The following is a 14084-nucleotide window of genomic DNA, read 5'->3' as shown; positions in this document are numbered from 1 at the left end:
GAGGCCACATGGAAAAAATTGATAACGAACCTATCATCAATAAGCTTGGCCAAGTGGTGCATTATGCGGTTAGAGGTTTAGCCGTACTCATGACTTTAGTGATTTTATGGGGAGTGATAGATGTCGGCATTACGCTTTATGAGGAGATCATTACCCCACCATATGGTCTATTGAGCTCTGGTGATATTCTTTCGCTTTTTGGTGCCTTTTTAGCTGTACTGATCGCGATTGAGATTTTTCAAAATATCACCATCTACCTGAAGGAGGAGATAATCCATGTTCAGATAGTGATTGCTACGGCATTGATGGCGATATCTCGTAAGATTATTGTTTTAGACTTTAAAACGGTCGAGCCTGAATATGTTTGGGCGTCAGGCGCTGTGATTATTGCCCTCGGTGTGACCTACTGGCTAATCTCACAAAAGCCAAAAATATCAAGAGCTAATGCTGATGATTAAATTAGTGATAGTAAATCGCGCTAGCTGAGGAGAGAGTTATGGCTGGAGGTTGGTCAAGAGATGGCGCTGTGCAAGAGCAGATTGACACAAGCGTTGCAGATGCAGTCGCACAAGCGAGAGACAAGTTATCTGCTGGGGTAAGTTTATCTCACTGTGAAGAGTGTGAGGATGAAATACCTCAAGCAAGGCGAGATGCTTTACCTGGCGTGCGTTTGTGTGTTGCCTGTCAAGCGGAGGTGGATGGCTTTCAAGCTAGACAGTTGGGTTATAACCGCCGTGGAAGTAAAGACAGCCAGTTAAGATAATTACGTTCAAATTTTGTTTTATCAGATGATTATTACCATGGGGTAAAAGTAATTTACCTATAAGTGGGATTATCATTTTTATATAGAGGGATATACTTATCCCATAGTTTAGGAACAAGTCTCCCCATGAGCTTGTATCCAAGTTAATGAAATCAAGAGTAATAGTACTCAACCTTATTGTTTTTAGGAGCTAAAATGACAGCACAAACAATCAAATCAAAAGCCGCAGTCGCTTGGGCCGTTGGCGAGCCTCTTACTATGGAAACAGTTGATGTCATGCCACCTCAAAAAGGTGAAGTACGCATCAAGATCATCGCAACAGGTGTTTGTCATACTGATGCTTTTACACTTTCTGGTGACGATCCAGAGGGGATTTTCCCTTGTATTCTTGGCCACGAAGGCGGCGGTATCGTTGAGTCTATCGGTGAAGGTGTAACCAGTGTAAAAGTTGGCGATCACGTGATCCCACTTTACACCCCTGAGTGTGGCGAATGTAAATTCTGTAAGTCAGGTAAAACTAACCTGTGTCAGAAGATCCGTGAAACACAAGGTAAAGGTTTAATGCCAGACGGTACCACTCGCTTCTCTAAAGATGGTAAAGATATCTTTCATTACATGGGCTGCTCAACGTTTTCTGAGTACACAGTATTGCCTGAAATCTCATTAGCAAAAGTTAACCCTGAAGCGCCACTCGAAGAGGTGTGCTTACTTGGTTGTGGCGTTACCACAGGCATGGGCGCAGTAATGAATACAGCTAAAGTTGAAGAGGGAGCTACGGTTGCTATCTTCGGTATGGGCGGTATTGGTCTATCTGCAGTCATAGGTGCAGCTATGGCAAAAGCATCTCGTATTATCGTTATCGATATTAATGAGAGCAAATTCCCATTGGCTCGCAAACTTGGTGCAACGGATTTCATCAACCCGAAAGATTACGATAAGCCGATTCAAGACGTGATTGTTGAGCTTACTGATGGCGGCGTAGATTACTCATTTGAGTGTATTGGTAACGTGAATGTGATGCGTTCAGCATTAGAGTGTTGTCATAAAGGTTGGGGTGAGTCAGTTGTTATTGGTGTTGCTGGAGCGGGTCAAGAGATCTCAACTCGTCCATTCCAGTTAGTAACAGGCCGCGTATGGAAAGGTTCTGCATTTGGTGGTGTTAAAGGTCGCTCTGAATTGCCTGAATATGTTGAGCGTTACATGGCGGGTGAGTTTGCGTTGAATGACTTTATTACTCATACCATGGGTCTTGAGCAAGTGAACGAAGCGTTCGATCTGATGCATGAAGGTAAGAGCATTCGAACTGTCATTCACTTCGACAAATAATTGAGTCATTGAGCGAACTAAATCGTTCAAATAATGACGATGTCAGTGGTTCTCACTGACATCGTTAAATTGCAAATATTGTCCAATAATATCAGGTAGCTAACGGGGGAACTCGTTTGTTTACTCTGCGCTGGGCAGCTGTAGTGAGTAAGGACAATACGCATGACAGTAGAAAATATCAGTATCAATAAGAGTTTTGGTGGTTGGCATAAACAATATACCCACCAGTCAAAGGTCCTTAATTGCCCGATGAGGTTTGCAATTTACTTGCCTCCTCAAGCATCTAATGGGCAAAAGGTGCCTGTATTGTATTGGCTATCAGGGTTAACTTGTAGTGATGAAAACTTTATGCAAAAAGCGGGTGCACAAAAATTGGCATCCGAGTTAGGAATCGCAATCGTTGCAGCTGACACTAGCCCACGGGGCAATGATATCGCTGATGACGAAGGTTATGATTTAGGCCAGGGAGCTGGTTTTTACCTCAACGCAACTCAAGCACCTTGGAATAAGCATTATCAAATGTATGATTACATTGTTAAAGAGCTGCCTGAGTTAGTTGAGTCTATGTTTCCTGTCACAGACAAGCGTGCTATCGCAGGACACTCAATGGGTGGACATGGCGCCTTAGTTATCGCGCTACGGAATAGTGAAGCATATCAATCTGTGTCTGCATTTAGCCCTATTAGTAATCCAATAAATTGTCCATGGGGTAAAAAAGCGTTTACTGCATACCTAGGTAGAGATACGGCAAATTGGTCTGAATATGATGCCAGCGTATTGATGCGTAACTCACTCGCCACACAAAAGGCGCCACGGGTTCCGGCATTGGTCAGCCAAGGTGAAGCTGATAACTTCTTAGTTGAACAGCTAAAACCTGAAGTATTGCAGGCTGCAGCTAAGAGCAGTGACTATCCGTTGACGTTAGAGAGCCATGAAGGTTATGACCATAGTTATTACTTTATAGCGAGCTTTATCGAGCAGCACCTAAGATTCCATGCAGAGCACTTGCTAACTGATTAGCAGTTTATAGTGTCAACTTGCAGCGAGATCCAACATGAGAAATGCCATTAACCTTATCGTTAATGGCATTTTTTGTTTTCAGTGCTAAACCACCTACTTCAGAAGGTGGATGATTTACTTCAGCGCTAAGAGATACTCCAAACAAATGACATAGAAATTGGTGTTTTTATTGGATACTGTTTTTATATACAGTATAGTGATGGGGAGGACTACTTTTACTTTGGTTTTTGACATTGGTTTTAAAAAAACGTTTTGATAGCTAATTTGAAAAAAATTATTCATATCGATATGGACTGCTACTTTGCTGCAGTGGAGATGCGTGACTTTCCTGAGCTGCGAGGCAAACCGATAGCCGTCGGTGGCCGAAGTGATCGCCGTGGTGTGATTAGCACTTGTAACTATGAAGCAAGAGCATTTGGTGTACGCTCGGCAATGGCGTCTGGCTATGCACTTAAACTGTGCCCTGATCTGATATTAGTTCCTGGGCGAATGGCAGTTTATAAAGAAGTATCAAGTCAGATCCGTGAGGTGTTTTCCCGATATACCGACCTCATTGAGCCTCTATCCCTCGATGAAGCCTATCTTGATGTTACCGATTGTACTCAACATAAGGGGTCAGCAACATTAATTGCCGCAGCGATTAGAGATGAAATTTTTGAGCTGACAGGCTTAACTGCATCAGCGGGCATTGCCCCGGTAAAGTTTCTCGCCAAGGTAGCCTCGGACTTAAATAAACCTAACGGCCAATATGTGATAACTCCAGATATGATCTCTCCATTTGTTAAGACGTTACCTTTAACTAAGATCCCAGGTGTAGGAAAAGTGACTGGCAAGAAGCTGGAAGATATCGGGTTAAAAACGTGTGGTGATCTACAAGACTATCCTAAAAGTGAGCTAATAAAGCGCTTTGGTAAGTTTGGTGCCGTTTTAGTTGAGCGGGCGCAAGGTATAGATGAGCGCAGTATATCGCCGCATCGTGAACGAAAGTCTGTGGGTGTCGAGACGACCCTAGCTAAAGATATCTATACCTTAGACCAGTGTCATTCGGTAATGCCTCAGCTTATTCAGGAGCTTGCTTCTCGGGTTAATCGCAGTGCAAAAGACAGAAAGATCAATAAACAGGTGGTAAAACTTAAGTTTAATGATTTCAAGCAGACCACGATTGAACATAGATCAGATGAGATGTCAGTGAAGTTATTTTATGACTTATTGACTCAAGCACTAGAGCGACAGCAGGGCAGAGGGATACGTTTGCTTGGGGTCAGTGTAGGGTTAGCGAGTCAGGCTGAAGTACAGCAGACTGAAGAAAATACCGTGAATGAGTCACAGATGGACTTAGGCTTTTAAAGAAGCGGTTTAAAAAATCACTCGTTTTACTAGAACATAGCTTCGAATAGAGGGAGTAGAGCGCATGAGCTGCGAGGAGGAGATTCGAGTTCCTAGCAGCCTAGGAACTCGGCATTTTGCTTAATCTTTCTCTGGAGTGCGCTCCAAAATAGCAAGCAGTAGAGTGTAGTATTGACCTACAGTTTCAATCAGTACCTTCTCATCTGGACTGTGTGGGTAACGAATGGTTGGGCCAATCGATACCATATCCATTTCAGGGTAAGGTTTCTTAAATAAACCACATTCAAGACCTGCATGGATGACCATGATCACAGGATCTTTATGGTAGATGCTTTCGTAAGTTTCACGTACCAGAGCCATAACAGGCGAGCTGTTATCTGGTTTCCACCCAGGGTAAGCGCCGCTAAACTCTACTTCACAACCAGCCAAGTTAGACAGTGAAGTTAGTACACTTTCGACTTCATCACGGCCTGAATCAATCAGTGAACGAATTAAACATAGCACTTCAACGCTCTCAGCTTCTGTGCTGATAACACCAAGGTTTAATGATGTCTCTGTGACACCTTCAACCTCATCACTCATACGGATAACGCCATTTGGACAGGCATTAAGTAGGTCGATTAAGGTGTTTTGAGCATCTTCGCTCATCACTTGTTTGGCTGCTGGAACTTCGGTTAACACAAATTCCATTCCTGGATCTGCAATTGCTAGCTCTTCTCTTACGAGTAGTTGGAACGCTTTTGCCAATGTTTCAAGTTTTGTGACATTTTCTGATGGCAGCATAAAGCTGACTGAAGCTTCGCGTGGAATAGCATTGCGCAGAGAACCGCCAGTGAAGTTAGTGAGCTCAATGGCTAACTCATCGGCATGGTTAAACAGAAAGCGTGCTAACAGCTTGTTGGCATTACCACGGCCCATGTGAATATTGACACCTGAGTGGCCGCCTTTTAATCCCGAAAGCGTTAAGGTGTAAGTTGAGTTTGTTTGCTCTGGTGCTTGCCAAACCATAGGTACGCTGATCTGTGCATCAACACCGCCAGCACAGCCCATGTAGATCTCACCTTCCTGCTCAGAGTCAGTATTGATAAGAATATCAGCATCTAGGTAGCCAGCTTCAAGGCCGAAAGCACCCGTCATGCCAGCTTCTTCATCTATGGTTAACAGCACTTCAAGTGGGCCATGAGCAATATCATCACTGCCAAGTACAGCCAAGGCTGAAGCCATACCTATACCGTTATCAGCACCAAGTGTCGTGCCTCGGGCCTTGACCCATTCACCATCAACGTATGGTTCAATTGGGTCTTTCTCAAAATCATGCTCTTTATCAGCATTCTTTTGTGGAACCATATCGATATGGGCTTGTAGAGCAACCGTTTTACGGTTTTCCATGCCCGCAGTTGCACCTTTCTTTATGATTAGGTTGCCGACCTTATCTTCAACAAGTTCGAGTTGCTTATCTTTGGCCCAAGCCTGAATGTACTCACTCAGTGCTTGCTCATGCTTTGATGGGTGCGGAATAGCACAGATCTGCTCGAACCACTGCCACAGTGCTTGAGGTTGTAATTGGCTTAATGCTGTCACGGGTAACTCCCCTTAAATTTCAACTTGAGGCTAAATTTGACAGCATTCTATCACAGCTTAATTGCAAGTTTATCTTACTCAGTAGGAGCGAATGTAAAGGGTGGAATACAAAGTTTCCATCAAAAATCGATAAGCACTTGGCATAGGCTTAAGTTAAGTTAATAATGCTAGCCAATAAATTTAATAATTATAATTGTACTCGTTACAAACCTACTGATTTTGCAGGGTTTACCTGTTTAGTGAGTGAGTTTGTTTATGAAGTAATACGATCACACAAGCGAAAGGAAAGTTCATGGCCCAGGTTAATTTTATTGATGTATTTGATGACAGTGCAATCTTTGAAGGTAGCGGTTGGGATGCGTTAGTGGTCGTTGCCACAGATCTCGCCCACACTGGTTTTGATGAGGTCGCCTTGTTGGCCGATCATGGCGCTAAAATCGATCATCGAGTAGGTAAGACATCGACCTTGTTATTTGCGCCAGGCTTAGCGGGTGGGCGATTGATTATTTCTCCTGTTAAAAATAGCCAAGATGATGTTGAAGATGTTCGTGTTTTTGCTGAAGCTGCAAGAGCGGGTATTAAAATAGCCAAAGAGGCGGGGGCCAAAAAGCCGTTACTGTTTGTGCCTAAAAGTGATGACTTACGCTATGGTTTTGCCACTGAAGTCGCTGCATTGGCATGTGGACAGGAGCTCTGGCAAGCACTTGAACGACGTGAAGCTAGTGGTGAACAGCCTGCATTTGAAGCGATAGGTTTGTTTAATACAACTCAGGCTAGCCAAAGCTTGAACGCGATAGAGGCGGGTCGGATCTTAGCCAGAGATTTGTGTGGCACTGAGCCTGAGCGTATGTCAGCGCCTGCATTTGCTGATTACTGTGTAGCGGCGTACCAAGATTCAGGTTTGAAAGTAAGTGTAATAGAAGATAGAGATGTACTAGAGCGAGACTATCCTCTAATGAGTGCCGTAGGGCGTTCATCTTTTGCTGTCTCTAGGCATCAGCCTCGCGTTGTAAAAGTAGAGTATGTTGGCGAAGGTGAAATTGAGCACACTTATTTTTATGCCGGAAAAGGCGTTATTTATGACACCGGTGGCGCAGATATCAAGGTTGCTGGTGGCATGGCTGGAATGAGTCGCGACAAAGGCGGGGCAGCAGCCGTTGCTGGTTTAATGAAAACCATCTCTATGCTTAAGCCTAAGGGGATTCGTGTAGTCGCTGAACTTGGGTTAGTTCGCAATAGCATAGGCAGTGAGGCTTTTGTTACGGATGAGATCATTACAAGCCATGCTGGGGTACGTGTCAGAATTGGTAATACTGATGCTGAAGGCAGGCTAGTGCTCGCTGATCTGCTGTCTCACTTACGTATTAAGGCTGAAAAGGCCGTTAATCCTGAGCTCTTTTCTGTGGCGACCTTAACTGGCCATGTCGTGCGCTGTTTCGGGGGCTATACAGCCACCGTTGAAAATAGTGTTGCAAAACAGGCTGGTGTTGCTGCAGGTATTGCAGCGCAGGCTGATGCATGGGGAGAGCCTATTGAGCAGTCTGTATTACGTCGTGAAGATTATGCCAAGATTGTCGACCCTTCAGGGGCTGCTGATATTCTCTCATCGAATAATGGTCCCTCATCAGTAACGGCGCGTGGTCACCAATATCCAGCAGCATTTCTGTTAAAAGCATCAGGACTAGAAGCACATGGACTGACATCTGCAAAACCAATGTCGTTTACTCATGTCGATATTGCAGGTAGTGCCACCGAAGGTCATCCGCTTTATGGGTCGCCAACAGCGACGCCTTTAGTGGGCTTATATAAGTACATGACCAAGTAGAGAGATCACACCTGCAAAACCAATGAACTAATGTGAGAATCTATCACCTCGATATAACGAGTAGTGCCACCGAAGGCCATCCGCTTTATGGGGCGTCAACAGCGACGCCTTTAGTGGACTTATATTAGTGTGCTTATATTAGTACATGATCAAGTAGAGAGATGATAGGTATCTATTAGCAATAAAGGTGTGTGGCTACTATGGTCATAAATCTGCAAAACCAAGGGCCTAATGTGGGGAGCTGTCACGTCGATATAACGAGTAGTGCCGCCGAAGGCCATCCGCTTTATGCTTTGCCTCACCTCTATTCATATCTCGCTCCTGAGCTAGATTCAATTATTACCCCCTTGCTCAGTTAAAAGTGTCGATCAAAATCGTGTTTTATATATCTCTATTTAGACTAAACAGCTAATTTTATATACGTAAAACCCTTAGTTTTGTAGTAAAATTACGCTAAATTCAATCATCAAGCCGATATAGCTAAGTTTTATTAATCTAAATCAAATAAAGCTTGTAATAAAACTACATTTATCTATAATGACACTCATCGATTAGGCACTGTTTATACGATATGTCTAACTGAGAAAGTCTATCCAGGAAGGATAATTCTCCAAGGAATCGAGCGACAAGTTGACTCAGCTTAGGTTTAACCTGTTTTCATATGATTAAAGTTTGAAAGCTAGTACTTAAGTTTAGAGTAATTTTATTACAACTTATCTAGGAGTATTGACTATGTCTTATACCGGAATACAGCACGTCTATTGGCAAACTACTTGGTTTTGTACTGATACTTTGCGTGGCGGTTTGTACCCAATGACCTTTAAGGGCTAACCCTCCTTATTGTTCAAGTTTTAGGGCTGACTACCCTGCGATTAACTCTTATTGATTTGATTGCTATCTAGTTACCATCCATCAACCTTAATCCCTTTGGGATGCTTAGACTCAAGAGGTTTATTGGTAAGTGGTTCAATTTAAATTGAATCTCTGATTGATAAACCATTGTAACTGCTAGCGCGGAAACTCTTTCCATTTGGAACGCTTGAAATTAGTCGTTGCCTGCTCATTGAGCAGGCATTTTTTTTGTTTTACTTTCTCTATGGCATATAGCTGTTTAGGCTAGTGCGCTTGCAGGCACCTCTCCATTGCGTCTTGTTCTGTTGGTTTATGCCAGTTTCTTTATAGCTATTGGTGTTAACTTTTAGTGTCATAGTTAATTTTGATTATATTCAACGTAAAATTATGTAGTAAAATTACCTAAAGTGACCGTTAATTAGCTGCTTTAATGTTTTTGAAGAAAAATCTTGTAATTTAATTACAGTTTAAATATAATCTCTCTCGTTGGTTAGGCAATGACGCCTTCCACCTCTAAGTCTATCCAGGATGGATAACTCTCCAAGGAATCGAGCGACAAGTTGACTCTAAATCTATCTGTTTCAGATAGCATGATAGTAAGTGTGACTAGAGTATTTATTACAACTTTGTTTAGGAGTATTGATTATGTCTTATACCGGAATGCAGCACGTTTATTGGCAGAACACTTGGTTTTGTACCGATTCTTTACGTGGCGGCTTGTACGCAATGACCTTCAAGGGCTAACCTTCCTTTAAGGTGATCTTGTTAAAGATCAAAAGGGTTTACTGCCCCTTCTATCATCAAACTAACCCCTTGTGATAGCAAGCTAGTTTCCATCTATCGACCCTTATCCCTTTTGGGATGTTTTGACTCAAGTCGTGTATTGATTGACTCTGCAAAGTGAATCGATACACCAGTGTAACTGTTAGCGCGGAAACTCTTTCCTTTTGGAACACTTGAATTAGTCTTTACCTGCTCATTGAGCAGGTTTTTTTTTGCTTTTTTTAAAGTAAAAAACAGTATCCTTTACAGCTGACACTCCTTGGTCCCTCTTCTATAGCCTCGCTAAATCAAACACCCTATAATCTGCCGCAATTGTGAACATGTGTTACGGTTTGCATCTTTCGATTCTGTACTACTTAGAATAATACTAATCGGTAACTGCAGAACGATTGTTCCAACATAAAAATAACTAAGGAACTGGGGTCCATGTTAGAAAAACTATTTAAGCTTAAAGAGCATCAAACATCGTTAAAACAGGAGGCTGTTGCTGGCCTGACTACATTCCTGACGATGGCATATATCATTTTTGTGAACCCTATGATGCTTGCTGATGCAGGGATGGATCATGGAGCGGTTTTCGTCGCGACATGTCTTGCTGCTGCTATTGGCTGTTTAATTATGGGGATAGTGGCTAACTATCCGATAGCCCTTGCGCCTGGTATGGGACTCAACGCATTTTTTACTTATACCGTTGTTGGCGAGATGGGGTATAGCTGGGAAACGGCACTAGGTGCGGTATTCTTGTCGGGGATCTGTTTCCTTATACTCTCTTTGGTACGGATCAGGGAATGGATTGTAAACAGTATTCCTATGTCATTAAGGCTAGGTATTGCAGCGGGTATCGGCCTGTTTTTAGCACTTATTGGCCTGAAAAGTGCGGGAATAGTAGTTGCTAGCCCTGCAACTTTAGTGACTATGGGGGATATCACGGCATTTCCAGCAGTGATGGCGGCAGTTGGTTTTTTCTTGATTATCGCTATGGTGCAACGCGGCATGAAGTCTGCGGTAGTGGTGAGCATCCTTGCTGTGACTATGCTTGGACTACTGTTTGGCGATGTTCAATATCAAGGTGTGGTGTCACTGCCCCCATCTATCATGCCGACGTTTATGAAGATGGATCTCTCTAGCGTACTTGAAATTAGCATGCTATCAGTTGTGTTTGCTTTTTTGTTTGTCGATCTATTTGATACCTCTGGCACCTTAGTTGCTGTCGCTCAACGTGGTGGGTTCCTCGATGATAAAGGTCGTCTACCTAGATTAAACCGCGCATTAACCGCTGATAGTACAGCGACTATTGCTGGCGCTATGCTGGGGACATCAACAACAACAAGTTATGTCGAGTCAACGGCGGGAGTTAGTGCTGGTGGCAGGACAGGGTTAACCGCAGTAGTGGTTGGTTTGCTTTTCTTACTCGCATTGTTTATTTCGCCGCTTGCAGGAATGGTCCCTGCTTATGCAACTGCTGGCACCTTGTTTTATGTGGCGATTTTAATGATGTCAGGCTTAGTGCATGTGGAGTGGGAAGACTTGACAGAAGCTGCTCCCGTTGTCGTGGTATGCATATTGATGCCTCTGACATTTTCAATTGCAACAGGGATCGCGATGGGCTTTATCTCTTACGCTGTGATTAAACTGATGTGTGGCCGTTATAAAGATTTGAGCTTAGGGGTCATAGTATTGGCAGGCCTGTTTATTGGTAAATTTATCTATGGCTAATGAGCTAAACTTGCCTTAGCTATGAGATTAATAAAGTGAATATTGGATACTATTAATTAGTGCAAATATAAGGTCATACAGTGTATGGCCTTTTATTTTGGCTTTTATTCATAATTTGATCTATTTAACGCTTCTTTTTACCTGCTTACTACCATTTGCCGTCAGGATTGGGTATAACGCTAAGTTCGGCTCTGTTTTATATAATGACAATGAAATTAAGTGAGATTGGTTACCGCCGCGTAGTGGTAAAGTTGGGAACGAGTGTATTAACCTCTGGCAGTAAACAGCTAGATAAAGCACATATGGTTGAGTTAGCAAGACAGATGGCGGCGTTGATGAAAGCCGGCGTTGAAGTTGTTTTGTGTACATCGGGGGCTATCGCAGCTGGTCGCGAGCACCTTGGTTACCCCTCACTTCCCGATACGGTAGCCAATAAGCAGCTGTTAGCAGCTGTAGGTCAAAGTCAGTTAATCCTTGCTTGGTCACAACTTTTTAGTATTTATGGACTCCATGTCGGGCAGCTTTTGCTGACTCGCGCCGACCTGCATGATCGCGAACGCTACCTTAATGCAAGAGATTCGCTCAATGCGCTGCTCGCTCAGGGAATTATTCCTATCATCAATGAGAATGATGCTGTAGCGACTAACGAAATTAAGGTCGGTGATAACGACAACCTTTCTGCTCGTGCTGCACTGCTTTGTGATGCTGACTTATTAATTTTACTTACCGATCAGCAAGGTTTATTCGATGCCGATCCCCGCTCAAATCCAGATGCAAAGCTAATTAAGCAAGTGGTTAATATTGATGACAGCTTGCGTCAGTTAGCTGGTGGTGCTGTGTCAGGTCTAGGCACAGGTGGAATGGCGACAAAACTCGAAGCGGCTGATATTGCGCGTAGAGCAGGTGTTGAAGTGGTCATCGCTTCAGGCCATCACCCACAAGTTATTCAAAAATCGGTGCACAAAGAGCCAGTAGGTACACATTTTACCGCTTTGGAAAATCCATTAGAAAGCCGTAAACAGTGGATCTTAGCGGGAAGAGCGACCAAAGGTAAGTTAGTGCTAGATAGTGGGGCGGTTAATGCCGTTACGCAAAAAGGTCGTAGCTTACTTTCAAAAGGGATTATCAAGGTGCTTGGCGAGTTTGAACGCGGAGCGACGCTGCAGCTAATCGACAGTGATGGCAAGGAGTATGCGAGAGGCATGAGCCGTTACAGCGCTAAAGATCTGCTTAAAATTGCCGGTGAGCACTCTGACAATATCGAATCTTTACTCGGTTACGATTATGGTGATGCCGTAGTTCATCGTAATGACATGGTTGTACTTTAAAACGAATAGCCCTAGGCCCTTACTACTAGCTACTATAAAAATTAGGATGATGAGACGTGATTGACAATAATCAAGAGTACCTACAAGCGCTTGGACTGCAGGCCAAACAAGCTAGCTACTCGTTAGCAAGCTTAAACGGGTTACAGAAACAGGCATTGTTACAAGCTATTGCTGTGAGTTTGACTGAAAGTAGCGAGCTGATTATTGCCGCTAATGCTAAAGATGTTAGCGCGGCTAAGGCTAACGGCCTTAACGATGCAATGATTGATCGCTTGCTGCTTGATGCTGAGCGCCTTAAGGCTGTGATCGCCGATATCGACAATGTCATTAATCTGACCGATCCCGTTGGTACTGAACTTGAAAGTCAGCTATTAGATAATGGCCTACGTTTATCGCGTCGCCGAGTACCATTAGGCGTAATAGGTGTTATCTATGAAGCCCGCCCGAATGTTACTGTTGATATCGCAGTATTAGCACTGAAAACAGGTAATGCTGTGATACTTCGTGGCGGTAAAGAGACATTGCAATCGAACCTAGCGTTAAGTGAAGCAATCCGCTCAGCCATTGTCTCTCAAGGCCTACCAGCTGATTGTGTGCAGCTTATTCAAAGCGCTGATCGCAGCTTAGTTTCTGGCTTACTAAAGTTAAATACTTATGTCGATATGATAGTGCCACGTGGTGGTCAGAATCTGCAGCGACTCTGTGCTGAACAAGCGACTATTCCAGTCATTTTAGGTGGTATAGGTATCTGTCATCTGTTCGCTGATAAAGATGCTGATATTGAAAAGTCTATTGAAGTGATTGCTAACGCTAAGGTACAGCGCCCTACCGTATGTAATGCATTGGATACAGCGCTTATCCATCAAGATATTGCAGCAAAGATATTGCCTAAACTGTTTAAAAAACTTGCAGCGCAGGGCGTAAGTTTTTATGGCTGTGACAAGGCGCAAGCCATTGCTGAAAAGCTAGGGTTTGATATCGAGCGTGCAACTGAAGATACTTTTGCTCAAGAGTGGCTGTCTTTGACATTAGGTATAAAGGTTGTTGATGATATCGACGAGGCAATCAGTCATATCAGAGCATACTCAAGTGGACATTCTGAAGGCATATTAACCGATAATATTCACGCGTCCGCCCATTTTATCAATGAAGTGGATTCTGCGGCCGTTTATGTTAATGCCAGTACTCGCTTTACCGATGGCGGCCAATTTGGCTTAGGCGCTGAAGTGGCTGTTAGTACCCAGAAGCTCCATGCTCGTGGGCCTATGGGATTGGAAGCGCTAACGACTTATAAGTGGATTGGGGTAGGGGAGTATACTCCTAGGAGCTGATCGCTTCCTGCGGATTTGTGCTGGTACTTCTGCGAATAGCCGTGAACACTTCTGATCGCCAGTGGCGAAGGAGATGCCGAAGAAATGCTAGATGCATTTGCGGCCATGTTTGGGAGGCTCGCAGCCGTATCTACACCGGGCTATTCACAAGCATGTTCTCTTTCTAATTTTGCCTTCTGATAATAATACTGAATGTAGCCAATTACTTTATT

11 protein-coding genes are annotated in these 14084 nt (G+C 43.6%); 10 read left to right on the top strand and 1 reads right to left on the bottom strand.

Annotated features, from left to right (window positions below; genetic code table 11):
- Window positions 1-8: 8 nt before the first annotated feature.
- The 5 genes from BM736_RS13185 (at window position 9) to dinB (ending at window position 4456) form a co-directional block, all read left to right on the top strand.
- Window positions 9-458 (top strand): phosphate-starvation-inducible PsiE family protein, encoded by a 450-nt coding sequence (locus tag BM736_RS13185; protein WP_076412885.1) that lies wholly within the window; start codon window positions 9-11, stop codon window positions 456-458.
- Between the two features lie 38 nt (window positions 459-496).
- Window positions 497-763: a DksA/TraR family C4-type zinc finger protein gene (locus BM736_RS13180; protein WP_076412883.1), complete on the top strand. Its 267-nt coding sequence runs from the start codon at window positions 497-499 to the stop codon at window positions 761-763.
- Window positions 764-958: 195 nt separating this feature from the next.
- Entirely contained in the window at window positions 959-2089 is a 1131-nt protein-coding gene (locus tag BM736_RS13175; protein ID WP_076412881.1) for an S-(hydroxymethyl)glutathione dehydrogenase/class III alcohol dehydrogenase, read from the top strand.
- Window positions 2090-2251: 162 nt separating this feature from the next.
- The gene (fghA, locus tag BM736_RS13170) at window positions 2252-3109 is read left to right on the top strand and encodes an S-formylglutathione hydrolase (RefSeq protein ID WP_076412879.1); all 858 of its coding nucleotides are present in this window, start codon (window positions 2252-2254) and stop codon (window positions 3107-3109) included.
- Window positions 3110-3373: 264 nt separating this feature from the next.
- Window positions 3374-4456 (top strand): DNA polymerase IV, encoded by a 1083-nt coding sequence (gene dinB, locus BM736_RS13165; protein ID WP_076412877.1) that lies wholly within the window; start codon window positions 3374-3376, stop codon window positions 4454-4456.
- A 120-nt stretch (window positions 4457-4576) separates the two neighbouring features.
- Here the strand turns inward: dinB and BM736_RS13160 are convergent, their stop codons facing one another.
- On the bottom strand, window positions 4577-6037 hold the full coding sequence (locus tag BM736_RS13160; RefSeq protein ID WP_076412875.1) for an aminoacyl-histidine dipeptidase: 1461 nt from the start codon (window positions 6035-6037) through the stop codon (window positions 4577-4579).
- Window positions 6038-6329: 292 nt separating this feature from the next.
- Here BM736_RS13160 and BM736_RS13155 point away from each other — a divergent pair, with 292 nt between their 5' ends.
- The 5 genes from BM736_RS13155 to BM736_RS13140 all read left to right on the top strand — a co-directional run bounded on the left by BM736_RS13155 (window position 6330) and on the right by BM736_RS13140 (window position 13872).
- A complete protein-coding gene (locus BM736_RS13155) occupies window positions 6330-7862 on the top strand; it encodes a leucyl aminopeptidase family protein (RefSeq protein ID WP_076412873.1) in 1533 nt (510 codons plus the stop codon).
- A gap of 200 nt (window positions 7863-8062) precedes the next feature.
- Complete coding sequence (locus BM736_RS25185) at window positions 8063-8221, top strand: hypothetical protein (protein WP_179079055.1); 159 nt, start codon at window positions 8063-8065, stop codon at window positions 8219-8221.
- A gap of 1702 nt (window positions 8222-9923) precedes the next feature.
- Window positions 9924-11213, top strand: coding sequence for an NCS2 family permease (locus BM736_RS13150; protein ID WP_076412871.1), 1290 nt, complete (start codon window positions 9924-9926; stop codon window positions 11211-11213).
- A 209-nt stretch (window positions 11214-11422) separates the two neighbouring features.
- Window positions 11423-12541 (top strand): glutamate 5-kinase, encoded by a 1119-nt coding sequence (gene proB / locus BM736_RS13145; RefSeq protein WP_076412869.1) that lies wholly within the window; start codon window positions 11423-11425, stop codon window positions 12539-12541.
- A 56-nt stretch (window positions 12542-12597) separates the two neighbouring features.
- Window positions 12598-13872 (top strand): glutamate-5-semialdehyde dehydrogenase, encoded by a 1275-nt coding sequence (locus BM736_RS13140; RefSeq protein ID WP_076412867.1) that lies wholly within the window; start codon window positions 12598-12600, stop codon window positions 13870-13872.
- The last annotated feature ends 212 nt before the right edge of the window (window positions 13873-14084 follow it).

It is taken from the genome of Shewanella sp. UCD-KL12, from assembly GCF_001957125.1.
Classification (GTDB): Bacteria; Pseudomonadota; Gammaproteobacteria; order Enterobacterales; family Shewanellaceae; genus Shewanella.
This window is presented reverse-complemented; position numbering and strand designations above follow the sequence as displayed.